The sequence below is a fragment of the Pseudomonas sp. K2I15 genome, assembly GCF_002204795.1.
Classification (GTDB): Bacteria; Pseudomonadota; Gammaproteobacteria; order Pseudomonadales; family Pseudomonadaceae; genus Aquipseudomonas.
The window spans coordinates 39,555-56,959 of record NZ_NIXO01000027.1; the positions used below are offsets into that span (position 1 = coordinate 39,555).

14 protein-coding genes and 1 pseudogene are annotated in these 17,405 nt (G+C 60.2%); 10 read left to right on the forward strand and 5 right to left on the reverse strand.

Going from position 1 to position 17,405, the window contains the following annotated elements; translation table 11 throughout:
* Nucleotides 1–3 precede the first annotated feature (3 nt).
* A complete protein-coding gene (secA, locus tag CEC48_RS17350; protein ID WP_088424849.1) occupies nt 4–2,739 on the reverse strand; it encodes a preprotein translocase subunit SecA in 2,736 nt (911 codons plus the stop codon).
* A gap of 305 nt (nt 2,740–3,044) precedes the next feature.
* Here secA and CEC48_RS17355 point away from each other — a divergent pair, with 305 nt between their 5' ends.
* Nucleotides 3,045–3,500 (forward strand): DUF721 domain-containing protein, encoded by a 456-nt coding sequence (locus CEC48_RS17355; protein ID WP_088424850.1) that lies wholly within the window; start codon nt 3,045–3,047, stop codon nt 3,498–3,500.
* A gap of 90 nt (nt 3,501–3,590) precedes the next feature.
* Here the strand turns inward: CEC48_RS17355 and CEC48_RS17360 are convergent, their stop codons facing one another.
* Complete coding sequence (locus tag CEC48_RS17360; RefSeq protein WP_088424880.1) at nt 3,591–5,069, reverse strand: helicase HerA-like domain-containing protein; 1,479 nt, start codon at nt 5,067–5,069, stop codon at nt 3,591–3,593.
* A gap of 196 nt (nt 5,070–5,265) precedes the next feature.
* On the opposite strand from CEC48_RS17360, the pseudogene CEC48_RS32205 reads away from it, so the two are divergent.
* Nucleotides 5,266–6,297, forward strand: a pseudogene (locus tag CEC48_RS32205) (cache domain-containing protein); the annotation flags it as partial.
* A gap of 93 nt (nt 6,298–6,390) precedes the next feature.
* Nucleotides 6,391–7,155, forward strand: coding sequence for a methyl-accepting chemotaxis protein (locus CEC48_RS32210; RefSeq protein WP_371917769.1), 765 nt, complete (start codon nt 6,391–6,393; stop codon nt 7,153–7,155).
* 10 nt (nt 7,156–7,165) lie between these two features.
* Here the strand turns inward: CEC48_RS32210 and CEC48_RS17370 are convergent, their stop codons facing one another.
* On the reverse strand, nt 7,166–7,366 hold the full coding sequence (locus CEC48_RS17370; protein WP_088424852.1) for a hypothetical protein: 201 nt from the start codon (nt 7,364–7,366) through the stop codon (nt 7,166–7,168).
* A gap of 86 nt (nt 7,367–7,452) precedes the next feature.
* Nucleotides 7,453–8,301, reverse strand: coding sequence for a formyltetrahydrofolate deformylase (purU, locus tag CEC48_RS17375; protein ID WP_088424853.1), 849 nt, complete (start codon nt 8,299–8,301; stop codon nt 7,453–7,455).
* 351 nt (nt 8,302–8,652) lie between these two features.
* On the opposite strand from purU, the gene mvaT reads away from it, so the two are divergent.
* Nucleotides 8,653–9,027, forward strand: a complete 375-nt coding sequence (mvaT, locus tag CEC48_RS17380) for a histone-like nucleoid-structuring protein MvaT (protein WP_005790963.1) — start codon at nt 8,653–8,655, stop codon at nt 9,025–9,027.
* 90 nt (nt 9,028–9,117) lie between these two features.
* Here the strand turns inward: mvaT and sbcB are convergent, their stop codons facing one another.
* Nucleotides 9,118–10,545, reverse strand: a complete 1,428-nt coding sequence (gene sbcB / locus CEC48_RS17385) for an exodeoxyribonuclease I (RefSeq protein ID WP_088424854.1) — start codon at nt 10,543–10,545, stop codon at nt 9,118–9,120.
* Between the two features lie 189 nt (nt 10,546–10,734).
* Between sbcB and CEC48_RS17390 the strand changes: the two genes are divergently transcribed.
* The 6 genes from CEC48_RS17390 to CEC48_RS17415 are packed head-to-tail and all read left to right on the forward strand — an operon-like array spanning nt 10,735 to nt 17,390.
* On the forward strand, nt 10,735–11,427 hold the full coding sequence (locus tag CEC48_RS17390; RefSeq protein ID WP_088424855.1) for an RDD family protein: 693 nt from the start codon (nt 10,735–10,737) through the stop codon (nt 11,425–11,427).
* A complete protein-coding gene (locus CEC48_RS17395; protein ID WP_088424881.1) occupies nt 11,424–12,404 on the forward strand; it encodes a stage II sporulation protein M in 981 nt (326 codons plus the stop codon). The genes CEC48_RS17390 and CEC48_RS17395 overlap by 4 nt, the downstream gene beginning before the upstream one ends.
* A complete protein-coding gene (locus CEC48_RS17400; RefSeq protein WP_088424856.1) occupies nt 12,391–13,920 on the forward strand; it encodes a DUF4129 domain-containing protein in 1,530 nt (509 codons plus the stop codon). The genes CEC48_RS17395 and CEC48_RS17400 overlap by 14 nt, the downstream gene beginning before the upstream one ends.
* The gene (locus CEC48_RS17405) at nt 13,917–15,074 is read left to right on the forward strand and encodes a DUF4350 domain-containing protein (RefSeq protein WP_088424857.1); all 1,158 of its coding nucleotides are present in this window, start codon (nt 13,917–13,919) and stop codon (nt 15,072–15,074) included. The genes CEC48_RS17400 and CEC48_RS17405 overlap by 4 nt, the downstream gene beginning before the upstream one ends.
* Nucleotides 15,071–16,051 (forward strand): MoxR family ATPase, encoded by a 981-nt coding sequence (locus CEC48_RS17410; protein WP_088424858.1) that lies wholly within the window; start codon nt 15,071–15,073, stop codon nt 16,049–16,051. The genes CEC48_RS17405 and CEC48_RS17410 overlap by 4 nt, the downstream gene beginning before the upstream one ends.
* Nucleotides 16,052–16,058: 7 nt before the next feature.
* Entirely contained in the window at nt 16,059–17,390 is a 1,332-nt protein-coding gene (locus CEC48_RS17415) for a DUF58 domain-containing protein (RefSeq protein ID WP_088424859.1), read from the forward strand.
* The last annotated feature ends 15 nt before the right edge of the window (nt 17,391–17,405 follow it).

Consider the following 17,405-nt stretch of genomic DNA (forward strand, 5'->3'; position numbering starts at 1 on the left):
ATCTTAGTTGATTTCGCCGTGGCAGTGTTTGAACTTCTTGCCCGAACCGCACCAGCACAGCTCGTTGCGACCCAGCTTCTGCTCATTGCGCACCGGGGCTTGGGCCAGGGCCACATCGACCTCTTCGCCCAACTCTTGCGGAGCCTCAAGACCAGGCGCTTCGTCGTGCTGGAACTGCATGCGCGCAGCCAGTGCTTCGGCTTCCTGACGCAGGCGAGCCTCTTCCTCGATCGGGTCTTCGCGACGCACCTGAACGTGGGACAGCACACGAATCGAATCGCGCTTGATCGAATCCAGCAACTCGGAGAACAGCGTGAACGACTCACGCTTGTACTCCTGCTTCGGGTTCTTCTGGGCATAGCCACGCAAGTGGATGCCGTGACGCAGGTGATCCATGGTCGACAGGTGGTCTTTCCACAGATCGTCCAGCACGCGCAGTACGATTTGCTTCTCGAAGGTGCGCAGTGCTTCGGCACTCGCCTGCTCTTCTTTTTCGTTGTAGGCGGCCAGCAGCTCGGTCATGAGCTTCTCGCGCAGGGTTTCTTCGTACAGGTGGTCGTCTTCGTCGAGCCATTGCTGGACCGGCAAGTCGACACCGAAGTCGCTCTTCAACGCCGCTTCCAGGCCGGCAACATCCCACTGCTCAGGCAACGATTGTGGCGGAATGTGCGCGCTGACGGTGGCGTTCAGTACATCCTGGCGGAAATCGGCAATGGTCTCACCAATATTGTCGGCAGCCAGCAACGTGTTACGCATGTGATAAATCACTTTACGCTGTTCGTTGTTGACGTCATCGAACTCGAGCAGTTGCTTACGAATGTCGAAGTTGCGGCCTTCTACCTTGCGCTGCGCCTTCTCGATGGCGTTGGTCACCATGCGGTGTTCAATCGCTTCACCGGACTGCATGCCCAGGGCCTTCATGAAGTTCTTCACCCGATCCGAGGCGAAGATACGCATCAGGCTGTCTTCCAGGGACAGGTAGAAACGGCTGGAACCGGCATCACCCTGACGACCGGCGCGACCACGCAGCTGGTTGTCGATACGGCGCGATTCGTGACGCTCGGAAGCGATCACCTGCAAGCCGCCGGACTCCAGCACTTGCTGGTGACGCTTCTGCCAGTCGGCCTTGATCTGCGCGATCTGCTCAGGCGTTGGATCTTCCAGGGAAGCCACTTCCACTTCCCAGTTACCGCCCAACAGGATGTCGGTACCACGACCGGCCATGTTGGTGGCGATGGTCAGTGCGCCTGGGCGACCGGCCTGGGCGATGATCTCGGCTTCTTTTTCGTGGAACTTGGCGTTGAGGACCTTGTGCTCGATGCCTTCCTTGTTCAGCAAGCTGGACATGTGCTCGGAAGTTTCGATGGTGGCAGTACCCACCAGCACCGGACGGCCCTGGGTCATGCATTCCTTGATGTCGGCAACGATTGCAGCGTATTTCTCGTCGGCGGTCAGGAACACCAGGTCGTTGAAGTCTTTACGCGCCAGCGGCTTGTTCGGCGGGATAACCATCACCGACAGACCGTAGATCTGGTGGAATTCGAACGCTTCGGTGTCGGCTGTACCGGTCATGCCGGACAGTTTGTTGTACAGACGGAAGTAGTTCTGGAAGGTGGTCGAGGCCAGGGTCTGGCTTTCAGCCTGGATGTTCAGGACTTCCTTGGCTTCGATCGCCTGGTGCAGGCCTTCCGACAGACGGCGACCCGGCATGGTACGACCGGTGTGTTCGTCGACCAGTACGACCTGGCCGTCCTGCACGATGTATTCGACGTTGCGATGGAACAGCTTGTGGGCGCGCAGGCCGGCATACACGTGGGTCAACAGGCCCAGGTTGTGCGCCGAGTACAGGCTCTCGCCTTCAGCCAGCAGGCCGATCTGGGTCAGCATGTCTTCGACGAACTGGTGACCGGCTTCGTTGAGTTCGACCTGACGGGTCTTCTCGTCGATGGTGAAGTGACCTTCTTTGGTCACCACGCCTTCCACTTCCTCAATGTGTTGTTCAAGGCGCGGGATCAGCTTGTTGATCTCGGTGTACAGGCGCGAGCTGTCCTCGGCCTGACCGGAAATGATCAGCGGGGTACGGGCTTCGTCGATCAGGATGGAGTCGACTTCGTCGATCACGGCAAAATTGAGTTCGCGTTGGAATTTTTCTTCCATGCTGAACGCCATGTTGTCGCGCAGGTAGTCGAAACCGAATTCGTTGTTGGTACCGTAGGTGATGTCGGCAGCGTAGGCGGCGCGCTTCTCTTCCGGCGGCTGGAACGGCGTGACAACGCCGACGGTCAGGCCGAGGAATTCATACAGCGGACGCATCCAGTTGGCATCCCGGCGGGCCAGGTAGTCGTTCACCGTCACAACGTGCACGCCCTTGCCGGACAATGCGTTGAGGTAAACGCCCAGGGTTGCCACCAGGGTCTTGCCTTCACCGGTACGCATTTCGGCAATCATGCCTTCATGCAAGGTCATGCCGCCGATCAACTGAACGTCGAAGTGGCGCATGCCCATGACACGCTTACCGGCTTCACGGGCGACCGCAAAGGCTTCGGGAAGCAGCTTGTCGAGGGTTTCACCTTTGGCTATGCGGGCCTTGAACTCTTCGGTCTTGGCGCGCAATTGCTCGTCCGAAAGGGCAACCATCTGCTCTTCGAAGGCATTGACCAGCTGCACCGTCTTGAGCATGCGTTTAACTTCGCGCTCATTCTTGCTTCCAAAAAGTTTCTTTAACAAAGGCGCAAACATATCGGCAGGTTCTTCCACACATAGGGATGGAGGGCGCCCCGTGAGTCGCCCGAGCAGCCCTCACGGCCGCATGCGAACGAGCATTCTACCCGGAAACGTGGGTGAGGAAAGTGGCGTTATTCCACGATGCTGGCACGGCGCTCTTAGAGGGCTTGTTTAAAATAAGGGCTTTTTGCTGAACTTCAACCCATTCGGGTAATAAGTTACTCGTTGATTTAATGGATAAACTGCCGGCAATGCAATGGCCGCGGTGACGCAGACGCTTTCTGCTACCATGGCCGCTCTGTTACTTAAGGTGTCTAGTCATGGCATTTCGCCCTCTTACGGCTCGTGCTCCCGCCGTGTTGCTTCGCGAAGCCAAGCCTTTAAAAGCCATCTTCGGCCATGCGCAACGCCTTGGTCATCTGCAACGCCTGGTAGAAAGCCAACTGCAACCCGCCGCCCGCGAACACTGCCATGTGGCCTCGTGGCGTGAAGGCAATCTGCTGCTGATCGTCACCGACGGCCATTGGGCCACGCGCTTGCGCTATCAGCAAAAACGCTTGCAGCGCCAATTGATGGCCTTCGACGAATTCGCCAGCCTGACGCGCATCCAGTTCAAAGTGCAGCCCCCTACCGTGCAGCAAGGTGCGGTGGGGCATACCATGGATTTGTCGGAGATTGCCGCCGAAACCATTCAGGCCACTGCAGACGGGATTACCGATCCGAACTTGCGCGCTGCGCTGGAGCGCCTGGCCGCTCACGCCAAGCCCAAACTGTAGGAGCGAGCTTGCTCGCGAAGCACTCAGAGACACCGCGATCAGCCAGGCTGCCCGCGTCATCGTTAAAGTCCATCGCGAGCAAGCTCGCTCCTACTTACGCTTGCTGCCGCCCAACAACGACCCCAATAGCCCACGCACCAACTGTCGGCCCATCTGATTGGCCGCCTGCTGCATGGCTGATTTCAGCGCCTTGCCAGCCGTGGTCCCAAGGAACGCACCGGCCTTGTCGGTGAAGCTCGGCTCTTGCGCAGCGGGCGTCGCTTCCTGTTGCGGGCCCAGCTCCTTGCGAGCCATCAATATTTCGTACGCCGATTCCCGATCAACCGGTTTGTCATAGCGCCCCAGCAATGGCGAACTGGCAATCAGCGCCGCCCGCTCGGCTTCGCTCAGCGGCCCGATCCGCGATTGCGGCGGCGCCACCAGCACGCGTTGGACTACTTCAGGCGTCCCCTTTTCCTGCAAGGTTCCCACCAACGCCTCACCGGTACCCAGCTCGGTCAGCACCGCCAGCGCATCAAACGCCGGGTTGGGGCGAAAGCCATCGGCCACAGCCCGCAGGGACTTCTGTTCTTTAGTGGTGAACGCCCGCAGCCCGTGCTGGATGCGCAAGCCCAGTTGCGCCAGCACGGTGTCCGGCAGGTCTCCCGGAGACTGGGTGACGAAATACACGCCGACGCCTTTCGAGCGAATCAACCGCACCACTTGTTCCAGGCGATCCTGCAGGGCCTTGGGGGTGTCGGCGAACAGCAGGTGCGCCTCATCGAAAAACAGCGCCAGCAGCGGTTTTTCGGCATCACCGCGTTCCGGCAATTGCTCGAACAGTTCGGCCAACAGCCAGAGCAGGAAGGTCGCGTAGACCTTCGGCGCTTCATGCACCAGGCGGCTGGCGTCCAATAGATGTATGCGACCGCGCCCGTCACTGGCCGGTTGCAGAATATCTTCCAGTTGCAGGGCCGGCTCGCCGAACAACGCTTCGGCGCCCTGCTGCTCCAGCACCGCCAGGCGCCGCAACAGGGCCTGGCTGGAACCGGTGGTCATCAAGGCCGCGTCTTCGCCCAGCAACTCCGGGTGGTAGCGCAAATGATTGAGCAGCGCCTTGAGGTCCTTGAGGTCCAGCAGCAACAGGCCTTCGCGGTCGGCCACCTTAAAGGCTGCGTAAAGGGCCGATTGCTGGCTGTCGGTGAGTTCCAACAGGCTGCCGAGCAACAGCGGGCCCATTTCACTCATGGTGGTACGCAATGGATGACCGGACTGGCCGTGGATATCCCACAACGTCACCGGATAAGCCTTGGCCGTGTAATTAAGGAAAGGCATGCCGGCAATCCGCTCGGCAACCTTGCCCTGAGGGCTGGCCGCAGCGCCCAGGCCACACAGGTCGCCCTTGATATCGGCGGCGAATACCGCCACGCCCGCATCGCTGAAGGCTTCCGCCAGACGCTGCAACGTGACGGTCTTGCCGGTACCGGTGGCGCCCGCGATCAGGCCATGGCGGTTGGCCAGGCGCATCGACTGGGCGATCGGCTGGCCCTGAAGATCGGCACCAATAATAAGTTGCGAGGAGTCAGGCATTTTGTCACCCATGGTTAATCTTTAGCGCTGCATGGTCGATACAGTTAACGCGAGAGACCCAAAAAGTCTTAGAAAAATGGGCCGGATAATTCCTGCAGGAGCAGATGGAAATATCACACTTTTTTTGACGCAGCCATTTTGCACATCCCAAAAGGACGCGCATCGGATATTAAGACCATAGCGGACGCCACAAGCCATGAATAAAAATCTGCGTTTCAGCCATAAAATCCTGCTTGCCGCCGCGCTTATCGTCATTGCCGCTTTTGCGTTGTTTACCCTCTACAACGATTACTTGCAGCGCAATGCGATTCGCGACGACCTGAACAATTACCTGCATGAAATGGGCGACGTCACTGCCAGCAACATCCAGACCTGGCTCACCGGGCGCATTGTGCTGATAGAAAGTGCCGCACAGAACATCGCCATCAACCCGGAATCCAGCACCGTCGCCAGCCTTCTGGAACAGAAAGCCCTGACCTCTTCATTCATGGCCACCTACCTTGGCGACAGCAATGGCGGCTTCGTCATCCGCCCCAACACCAAGATGCCCGACGGCTTCGACCCACGTGTACGCCCCTGGTACAAGGGCGCGCAGAGCAGCAACGACTCAACCCTGACCGAACCCTACATTGATGCGGCCACCGGCCAGTTGATCATCTCCATCGCCACCCCCAGCAGCAAAGCGGGCCAGAGTGTCGGCGTAGTAGGTGGCGACCTGAGCCTGCAAACGCTCGTGGACAACATCGGCGCCCTGAACTTCGGCGGCATGGGTTATGCCTTCCTGGTCAGCGCCGACGGCAAAGTGCTGGTGCACCCGGACAAAAGCCTGGTGATGAAAACCCTGGCCGACGTCTATCCGAACAACACGCCCAAGATCAGCAGCGACTTCAGCGAAGTCGAGGTAAACGGCAAAACCCGTATCGTCACCTTTACCCCGATCAAAGGCCTGCCATCAGTGAACTGGTACCTTGGCCTGTCGGTGGATAAAGACAAATCCTTCGCCATGCTCAGCGAATTCCGTACCTCGGCGATCATTGCCACAATCATCGCCGTGGTCATCATCATCGCCCTGCTGGGCATGCTGATCCGCATCCTCCTACAACCACTGCACGTCATGACCCGCGCCATGGAAGACATCGCCGACGGCGAAGGTGACCTGACTCGCCGCCTGACCATCCAGAACCATGACGAATTCGGCGTGCTTGGCAGTGCGTTCAATCGCTTCGTGGAGCGGATTCACACCTCGATTCGCGAAGTGTCCTCGGCCACCGAGCAGGTCAATGAAGTAGCGCTGCGCGTGGTCAGCGCCTCCAACTCCTCAATGGTCAATTCCGACGAGCAGGCCAACCGTACCAACAGCGTCGCCGCTGCCATCAACGAACTGGGGGCCGCCGCCCAGGAAATCGCCCGCAATGCCGCGCAAGCCTCCAACCAGGCCAGCGATGCCCGGCACCTGGCCGAAGACGGTCAGCAGGTGGTCGAGCGCAACATCAAGGCGATGACCCAATTGTCCGAGATGATCAGCGCCTCCAGCACCAATATCGAAGCGCTTAACAGCAAGACCGTGAACATCGGGCAGATTCTGGAAGTGATCACCAGCATTTCCCAGCAAACCAACCTGCTGGCCCTCAACGCGGCGATTGAGGCCGCACGGGCCGGGGAAGCCGGGCGCGGGTTTGCGGTCGTGGCCGATGAGGTGCGCAACCTGGCACACCGCACCCAGGAGTCGGCGCAACAGGTGCAAAAGATGATCGAGGAGCTGCAAGTCGGCGCCCGGGAGTCGGTCAGCACCATGAGTGAAAGCCAGCGCCACAGCCAGGACAGTGTGGAAATCGCCAACCTGGCGGGCGAACGCCTGAACAGCGTGACCCTGCGCATCGGCGAAATTGACGGGATGAATCAGTCGGTGGCCACCGCTACCGAGGAACAGACCTCCGTGGTGGAGTCGATCAACATGGACATCACCGAGATCAACACCCTCAATCAGGAAGGTGTAGAAAACCTGCAATCAACCTTGCGGGCCTGTTCCGACCTGGAACAGCAGGCATCACGATTGAAACAACTGGTGGGCAGTTTCCGGATCTGATTCAACCGGGTCAGTGGCTGCCTTGCGCAGCGGCTGATGCCTTTTCTTCCGGTGATTCGGATGTGTCCTGCAACTGTTCCCACAACTCGGCGGCGCCTGGAAACTCGGTGCCGTCCTCACTGCTCAGGTCATCCGGGTCATAGCGACTCAAACAACCTTCTCCCAGCGTCGCGGGGGCTTTGGAAGTGGCTTTATCGAGTGGATCGCTCATTCTCCAATCCTCACCTGTGGCCAAAGAAAAAGGGCCTGTAGCGATTTAACGCCCAGGCCCTTCATTCTTCAATCAAAACGCTTCAATCAGAACACGACAGTCTTGTTGCCGTGCACCAGCACCCGGTCTTCCAGGTGATAGCGCAGGCCGCGAGCCAGCACCATCTTCTCGACGTCACGGCCAAAACGGACCATGTCTTCGATGCTGTCGCTATGGCTGACGCGCACTACGTCCTGCTCGATGATCGGACCGGCGTCCAACTCTTCGGTGACATAGTGGCACGTTGCGCCAATCAGCTTGACGCCACGCAACGACGCCTGGTGATACGGCTTGGCACCTACAAACGACGGCAAGAAGCTGTGGTGAATGTTGATCACCTTACCAGCGTACTCCCTGCACAGTTCCGGCGGCAGGATCTGCATGTAGCGCGCCAGTACCACGACGTCTGCGTCGTGGTACTTGACCAGGCGCGAGACCTCGGCGAAAGCCGGCTCCTTGTCCTGCGGGTTGACCGGCACGTGGTAGAACGGGATGCCGTGCCACTCGACCATACTGCGCAGGTCGTCATGGTTGGAAATCACGCAGGAGATCTCGCAGTCCAGTTCGTCGCTGTGCCAGCGGTGCAACAAATCTGCCAGGCAGTGGGACTCACGACTGGCCATCAGCACCACGCGTTTTTTCTGTTCCGTGTCGGTAATGCGCCAGGTCATCGAGAACTCTTCAGCGATCGGCGCAAATGCCTCGCGAAATGCCTCAAGACCAAAGGGCAGCGTATCGGCACGAATTTCGTGACGCATGAAGAACCAGCCGCTGAGATTGTCCGAGTGATGGCTCGCTTCGGTGATCCAGCCGTTGTGGGAAGCCAGAAAGTTACTGACCTTGGCAACGATGCCAACCCGGTCCGGGCAAGCAATCACCAGCCGAAAAGTGCGCATTAGGGGGAAACTCCAGAACTTCACAAAGGCCGCCATTCTAGCGATTGCGCAGAAAAACTGCAGTATTCCTCAACGCTTATTCTGATCGCGCGCGCCAGCCCTGCCCCTTAATAGCGTAAGGTTTTACCCACTACATGTGTGCAAACGCGTGGACTCAACCAGTTAGCCAAGACTTAACGAGAGTATCTTTAGGTCTTAACCCTTACTAATTAACTCAATTCCAGGCTTTTGCCACAAACAACCAAAGTAAATTACGTAAATACGGCCTTAAATGTTTACTTGGGCAAACCGTCTGACTATTATTGGGCCACTATCCCCCTTTCACCCAGCGCCCTACATAAGGTAGTCCACATGTCCCTGATCAACGAATACCGCGCCACCGAAGAAGCTATCAAAGAGCTGCAAGCCCGTTTGAAGAACCTGTCCCAAGACGACAAACTGCAAACCGAGCTGGAATTCGAAGGCAAATTGCGCACCCTGATGGGCGAATACTCCAAATCCCTGCGCGACATCATCGCGCTGCTGGATCCAGAGTCGAAAGTTAAAGCTCCACGTGGCGCCGTAAAAACTACCGGCACCAAGCGTGCGCGCAAGGTTAAACAATACAAAAACCCGCACAACGGTGAAGTGATTGAAACCAAAGGTGGCAACCACAAGACTCTGAAAGAGTGGAAAGCCAAGTGGGGCGGCGACGTGGTTGAAGGCTGGGCTACCCTGCTGGGCTAAGCCTCGCCAGGACGCTGCGTGATACGCAACGCAATAAAAAACGCCAGCTAGCTGGCGTTTTTTATTGTCCGCATTTTACCCGCACACCGATTACAGGCTCATTCGAGTCGCTAAAGAGTCAACATACTCCTGCCACTCATCAAGCACCTGCCGCTGAAACGGTGTAGCACTAACAGCCAACTCAAGACGTGCCTGCTTAAAACCCTCAAGGGTGTTTGGCGCGCCCCATTGCGGGTCTGACAAACGTTGCTGACAGAAAACTCTCCAGCGTTGTTGCTCCTCACTATTCAGGGTGTGCGGAAAGTTACGGGCGCGATAGCGAAATAATAATTCCGGCAAACGCTCATCATCGAAAGGCCATTGCTGGCGCGCTAGTTGCTCAGGCTCGGCGACTCTCACTTGTTCACATAAACGTCGATCACGATCACCGATAAAACCATCGTATAGCTGCTGCTCCGGATCGGCGCTCGACGCAAAATCTTCCTCGGCGTAAATCGCTGCTAATTTATCGCGCCATAGTTCTTGTGCGTCGCTTAGCCGCAGGGCACGAGCTGCGTACTCATCCATATCCAGTTGCAGACGCTCGCGGTCTTGCGCCCGCAGCACACTTAAAGGCGCGACCACCGGGCAGCGATTGATGTGCAACAACTTGAGCGGCACCGGCAACTCGCCTTCCGCAAGGTCGTCACGGCGGGTATATAAGCGCCGACGCAGGGTGTCGGCGTCCTCGTCCAACAGCCCCTGCGGGTCGAGCCCCAGGTCGCAGACGATCAACGCATTGCGGTTGCGCGGGTGCCACGCCAGCGGCAGCACCACGCCCAGGTAATGACGCTCGGCAGAAAAACGGCCGGAGATATGCACCATCGGCTGCAACAACCGCACCTGGTCCATGACCCGTTGCTTGCTGCGTAACTGAAACAGCCAGTCATAGAGCTTGGGTTGCTTCTCACGGACCAACCGGGCCAGGGCGATGGTGGCACGTACATCGGACAAGGCGTCGTGGGCCTGCCCGTGATCGATGCCATTGGCGGCCGTCAACCGTTCAAGCTTGAGGGTGACGCGCCCGTCCTGTTCCGGCCAGACGATCCCGTCCGGGCGCAGGGCGTAGGCGGTGCGTACCACGTCGATCAGGTCCCAGCGGCTGTTACCGCCTTGCCATTCCCGGGCATAAGGGTCAAAAAAGTTGCGGTACAAACTGTAGCGCGTCATCTCATCGTCAAAACGCAAGGTGTTGTAGCCGGCCCCGCACGTGCCCGGGGCCGCCAGTTCCGCGTGCACCCGTGTCATGAAGTCGGCTTCGGCCAGGCCCTTTTCCGCCAGCACGCCGGGGGTGATGCCGGTAATCGCGCACGCCGCCGGATGCGGCAGGATATCGTCGCTGGGCTGGCAGTAGAGATTGACCGGCGGCCCTACCTCGTTGAGCTCAAGGTCGGTGCGAATGCCGGCTACCTGCAGCGGGCGATCGTTACGCGGGTTGATGCCGGTGGTTTCATAGTCGTACCAGAAAATGGTGGTCACGGGCTATTCCTGTGCTGAAGACCGGCAAAGTCTAGGCGCTGGAAGGCACCGGCGGCCAGCACTGTGTTCACTGTACAAACATTCAGTAAATCGTTGAGTGGTTGCTTCCACCGTCGACACTGCTAGCATCGGTCTTTCCAACTCCGCCGCTGCCGCCCAGGCGCCAGCGCCGCACTGCCAAGGACCGCGATGCCACCTGCGCCACTGGATACCCGCTACCAGATCGAGACCCCGGAGGGCATCGACCTGCCCCTGCGCCCGGCCGGCCTGCTGGTCCGCTCGCTGGCCTTTGCCTTCGACCTGGGGTTGCGCGGCCTGATTCTCGGCATCCTGTTCATCGCCCTGGCTTTTCTCGGTAACCTGGGTATTGGCCTGGGTTCGCTGCTGCTGTTCCTCGTCAGTTGGTGGTACATGGTGCTGTTCGAGGTCCTCAACCAGGGCTGCTCACCCGGCAAGCAGATCATGGGCCTGCGGGTGGTACAGGACGACGGCACACCCATTGGCTGGTCGGCCTCGCTGATCCGTAACCTGCTGCGTTTTGTCGACATGCTGCCGTTCGGCTACTTCCTCGGCGCCATCAGTTGCCTGCAACACCCCAACTTCAAGCGCCTGGGCGACCTGGCGGCCGGGACCCTGGTGATCTACCGCGAACAACCACTTTCCCGTCCGCAAGTGCCGCAAGCCCCGCCACTGCGACTGCCGTTCGCCCTTGAGCTGAACGAACAACGGGCGATTCTCAGCTTCGCCGAACGCCAGGGCGAACTGTCCACCGAGCGAGTCAACGAACTGGCCGCCATCCTGGCCACACCTCTGCAGGTCTCCCCTGCCCGTGCAGTGGCAGAACTCAACGGCGTGGCCCGTGGTTTGTTGGGGCCAGCATGAAGCAGAGTCTTTTCGAAAGCCGTCACCAGCCACAATGGCAAGCCTTTGCCACACAGTTGGCACAGTTGGAAAAAGGCAAGGCCAAGCACACTGACTTCGCCGACTTCCCCCATCAGTACCGGCAGTTGTGCCAGCATCTGGCGCTGGCCCAGGAGCGCGGCTACAGCAGCTATCTGGTTGACCCGTTGCAGCAACTTGCCTTGCGCGGCCATCAACAGTTGTATCGTCATCGCAGCCAGTTGGGCGCAAACGTGCTGAGCTTTCTGCTGGCAGACTTTCCCAGGCTGGTTCGCGCGCAATGGCCATTCGTGCTGGCCGCCAGCCTGCTGTTCTTCGGCAGCCTGATCGGCATCGCATTGCTGGTGTACCTGTTTCCAGACTTGATCTACAGCATCGTCAGCCCCCAGCAGGTGGCCGAGATGCAGGGCATGTACGATCCCGATGCCAGCCGGCTGGGCCGGGCAGCCGAACGCGCCTCCAGCGAAGACTGGATGATGTTTGGCTACTACGTGATGCACAACATCGGCATCGCCTTCCAGACCTTTGCCGCCGGGCTGTTATTCGGCCTGGGCAGCGTGTTTTTCCTGTTCTTCAACGGCCTGATCATTGGTGCCGTCGCCGGGCACCTGACACAAATCGGCTACGGCCAAACTTTCTGGTCATTTGTGATTGGCCATGGCGCCTTCGAACTCAGCGCTATCGCCCTGGCTGGCGCGGCCGGCCTGCAACTGGGCTGGGCATTGATAGCGCCGGGGCAACTGACAAGAGGCGAATCCCTGCGGCTGGCCGCGCGTAAAAGCGTGCAAATGATTTGTGGGGTGATGGTGTTCCTGCTGATCGCCGCGTTTATCGAGGCGTATTGGTCCTCCACCACGGCCGTGGCGCCGTGGATCAAGTACCTGGTGGGCGCCGCCCTGTGGTTGCTGATGGCCGCCTACCTGCTGTTTGCCGGACGGAACCGCCATGCGCCTGAGTGATGCCAGCGTCGTGATCCGCCCGCGTACCTCCTGGGAAGCCATGGACCTCGGCATCCTGCTGGCCCGCGAACATCGGCTGCTGCTGATGAGCAGTTGGGCCATCGTGACCTTGCCGATCTTCGCCCTGTTCAGCGTGCTGCTGTGGAACCATCCCTCCACTGCGCTGTTGCTGTTCTGGTGGTTGAAACCGGCATTCGACCGCCTGCCCCTATACATCCTGTCCAAGGCCCTGTTCGGCGAAACACCGAGCCTCAAGCAGGCACTGCGCCAATGGCCGCGCCTGCTCAAGGGCCAACTGCTGGCCAGCCTGACCTGGCGGCGCTTCAGCCTGAGCCGCAGCTTCGTGATGCCGGTCGTCCAGCTCGAAGGCCTGAATGGCCAGGCGCGCCAACAACGTCTTGGGGTGCTGCAACAACGCAACGCCGGTGCCGCGCGGTGGTTGACCCTGATCGGGGTGCACCTGGAAATCGCCCTGTGGTTCGGGTTGATGGCCGTGTTTTATTTCTTCCTGCCGCAACAGGTGGAACGGGACTGGGATTGGCAACAGCTGGTCCTCACCGCCGGGCACGACTGGCTGTGGCTGGAACACCTGACCAACGCCTTCTATGCCTTGATCCTGATGTTCTGGGAACCTATCTATGTCGCCTGTGGTTTCAGCCTGTACCTGAACCGCCGCACCGTACTGGAAGCCTGGGACCTGGAACTGGTGTTCCGCCGGCTGCGTCAGCGTTTGAGTGGCGTGGCGCCACTCCTGTTGCTGGTGATCGGACTGATGCTTGCCCCGGCGACTCCACCGGTGTGGGCCGATGAGGCGGCTCCCCAAACGCCGCTGAGTACGCAATCGGCCAATCAGTCGATCAAGGCACTGCTGGAGCAGCCACCGTTCAAAAACCCGGAAACCGTCACCCGCTATCGCTTCGGCGAGGATAAAGCTGCGGACAAAAACAAACCGGCAGGTGACGCCAAGCTGCCGGCCTGGCTGGAAGCATTGCTGAACAACCTCAACAGCGATTCGTTCAAGCACGTCGCCAAGGGCCTCGAGGTACTGCTCTGGGGATTGCTGTTGGGTGGGCTGGCACTGGTGATCTGGCGTTATCGCGACTGGCTGCACGCCTTTGTCAGCCGGCGCAGCCCGCGCAAGCCAAAGGCTGTCAAACCCGCTCCCGCTCAACTATTCGGCCTCGAACTGGGAGCCGACACCTTGCCGGAGGACATCGCCGGCACCGCAGAACAGCTCTGGGCAACACAGCCCCGGGAAGCTCTCGGTTTGCTGTACCGTGGCTTGCTCAGCCGCTTGCTGCACGACTTCAATCTGCCACTGAAAAACGCCGACACGGAAGGCCAGGTCCTGGAGCGTATCCGCCAACTGCAACAACCGCAGTTGCTGGCATTCAGCGACGAACTGACCCGCTACTGGCAAAACCTTGCCTATGGCCACCGCCTGCCGCCCACCGTGGCGCAACAACAGCTATGCAACAGTTGGCGAGCCCTGTTCGGTTCGGGAGCGGCGCAATGAACCGGCCATTACTGTGGGTCGGGCTGCTTGTGGCGTGCTTGCTCGCAGCCGGCGGCTTTTATGCCTGGCACAAGGCAACTCCGTATCAGGAAAAGGTGGACCGCGGCCCTTCGCCCGAAGCCCTGGCTAACCCATACCTCGCGGCGGAACACTTTCTGCGCCAGCAAGGCCTGGTGGTGGAGCACGCCAACAGCCTGGAGCGGCTGGCCAGTCTTTCACCCAAAGGCAACACGCTGCTGTTGCTGGGCGAGCGCAGCAACATGAGCCCGCCCCAGGTTGATCAACTGCTGCAATGGACCCGGGCTGGCGGCCACCTGCTGCTGGTAGCCGAAGCGCTGTGGGATGAGGACACCGGTAAAAGTGGTGACCTGCTGCTGGATCGCGTGCAGATCCACCAAGCTTTCAGTGAAGAGTTCGACACGCCAGCACCCGCGCGTAAAAAGAAAACGCCGGACCTGACCAAACTCTATGTGGACAACGAAACGGCCCCGGCCTATTTCAGCTTCGACACCGACTTCAATCTCACCGACCCCAAACACCTGGCGCAATTTTCGGCCAACAGTGCCAAGTCGACGCACCTGATGCAGGTCAACCTCGGGCAAGGCCGTGTGACCGTGGTGACCGACAGCGACCTGTGGAAAAACCCAGCCATCGGCCAACACGACAACGCCTGGCTGCTCTGGTACCTGAGTCAGGGCACTCAGGTCACGCTGCTGTTCAACACCGATGTCGAGGATCTGTTCAGCCTCTTGCTGCGCTACTTTCCCCAGGCATTGGTGGCACTTGCCGCACTGATCGCCCTGGGGTTATGGCACGCCAGCATGCGCCAGGGGCCGATCCGACAACCGGCACCCAAGGCACGCCGGCAATTGCAGGAACACTTGAAAGCCAGTGCCGACTTCCTGTTGCGCCGCGGCGGGCAGAACAGCCTGCTGCAAGCCTTGCAGCGCGACATCCAGCGTACGGCAAGGCGCCGCCATCCGGGGTTCGAACACCTCGACACCGCCGAACAATCGCGAGTCCTTGAACGCCTGACCCGCCAACCCTCCCTCGTCATCAGCCAGGCCCTCGGCCCACTCCCGGCGAAACGGCTCTCCAGCGCCGACTTCAGCCGCCAGGTGGCCTGCCTGCAAACCCTCAGGAATGCCCTATGAGCGAATTTCCCGCCGCTGACCCGATTCAGCGCGCCAGCCAACTGGCCCAGGCCTTGCGCGCCGAACTGCGCAAGGCGGTCATCGGCCAGGACCAGGTGATCGATGACGTACTCACGGCGTTGATCGCCGGTGGCCATGTACTGCTTGAAGGCGTTCCCGGCCTGGGCAAAACCTTGCTGGTACGTGCCCTGGCGCGCTGCTTTGGTGGCGAGTTCGCGCGCATCCAGTTCACGCCGGACCTGATGCCCAGCGACGTGACCGGCCATGCCGTGTACGACCTGCATACCGAGCAGTTCAAGCTGCGCAAGGGGCCGTTGTTTACCAACCTGCTGTTGGCCGACGAGATCAACCGTGCCCCGGCGAAAACCCAGGCGGCGTTGCTCGAAGCCATGCAGGAACGCCAGGTCACCCTCGAAGGCGAAGCGCTGCCCATTGGCCAACCGTTCATGGTGCTGGCCACCCAGAACCCCATCGAGCAGGAGGGTACTTACCCGTTGCCCGAAGCCGAACTGGACCGCTTCATGCTCAAGGTGCGCATGGACTACCCGCAGGCGCAACACGAACTGGACATGGTGCGCGAAGTCACCCGCTCGTCCCGGGCCGACATGCTCGATGTACAACCGCTGCGCACGGTGCTGCACGCTGAAGATGTACTGCTGTTGCAACAGATTGCCAGCGAACTGGCACTGGATGAGCAAGTGCTCGACTACGCCGTACGCCTGGCCCGCACCACCCGCAGTTGGCCGGGGCTAACCATCGGCGCCGGCCCCCGGGCCTCCATCGCTCTGGTTCGTGGCGCACGGGCCCGGGCGTTGCTGCGCGGTGGCGAGTTCGTGACCCCGGACGACATCAAGGGCTGCGCCCTGGCAGTGTTGCGCCACCGGGTGCGCATTGCCCCGGAGCTGGATATCGACGGGCTGGAAGTCGACCAGGTGCTCCAGCAACTGCTGGATCAAGTTCCGGCGCCACGGCAATGACACGCCTATGAGACCGACCCGCCTGCTATTGATCTGGCTCGGTGTGCTGCTGGGCTTGAGTATCCTGCTCGGCGCACTGGTGGCGCTGCAGGTCAAGGTGCCAGACACCCTGCACTCGGTGACGTGGGGCTTGCTGCTGGCGCTGCTGCTACTGACCCTTTTGGACGCCAGCCGCCTGCGCCGCCGGCCGTCCCCGCGCGTGCGACGGCAGATGCCCGGCAGCCTGGCATTAGGTCGCTGGGGGGATGTGCGAGTGACGCTGGAACACGACTATCCCCAGCCGTTGGTAGTCCAGGTATTCGACCATGTGCCGGACGGTTTGGCGGTGGAGAACCTGCCCCAGTCCATCGAACTGCGACCCGGTGAGCAGAGCGAATTGGGCTACCGGCTACGACCGCTGAGGCGCGGGCATTTCAGTTTTACCCGCTGTGAAATCCATCTTCCCAGCGCATTGGGGCTGTGGTCGGCAAGACGCCTGATAGACATCAGCGACGCCACCCGCGTCTACCCGGACTTCGCCCGCCTGTACGGCGCGCAGTTGCTGGCAGTGGACAACTGGCTCAACCAGCTTGGCGTACGCCAGCGGCAACGGCGCGGGCTGGGGCTGGAGTTTCATCAACTGCGCGAGTTTCGCGAGGGCGACAGCTTGCGCCAGATCGACTGGAAAGCCACCGCCCGGCAACGCACGCCCATTGCCCGGGAGTACCAGGATGAGCGCGACCAGCAGATCATGTTCCTGCTCGATTGTGGCCGGCGCATGCGTAGCCAGGACGCCGAACTGTCGCACTTCGACCACGCCCTCAACGCCTGCCTGCTACTCAGTTACGTAGCGTTGCGCCAGGGCGATGCCGTAGGGCTCTGCACGTTTGCCTGCGACCAGCCGCGCTACCTGGCGCCGGTCAAGGGCAGCGGCCAGCTCAACCTGTTGCTGAACACGGTGTATGACCTGGACACTTCCCGGCGTACAGCCGATTACCAGGCGGCCGCCAGCCAATTGCTGGCCCGGCAGAAACGTCGCTCCCTGGTGATTGTGGTGACTAATTTGCGGGACGAGGAGGATGAAGAGTTGCTGAGCGCCGTCAAACGCATCAGTCGCCAGCATCGGGTAATGGTCGCCAGCCTGCGAGAAGAGGTCCTTGACCAGTTACGCCAAGCCCCCGTGCAAACCCTGCCCGAAGCCCTGGCCTATTGCGGCAATGTCGACTATCTCAATACCCGGGACGAACTCCATGACCGCTTGAACGCCCATGGTCTATCAGTACTGGACACGCCGCCCTCGGAACTGGGAGCAGCCCTGGTAACCCGCTACCTGGGCTGGAAAAAAGCCGGCGTGTTATGACCGCTGGCGCAGGGC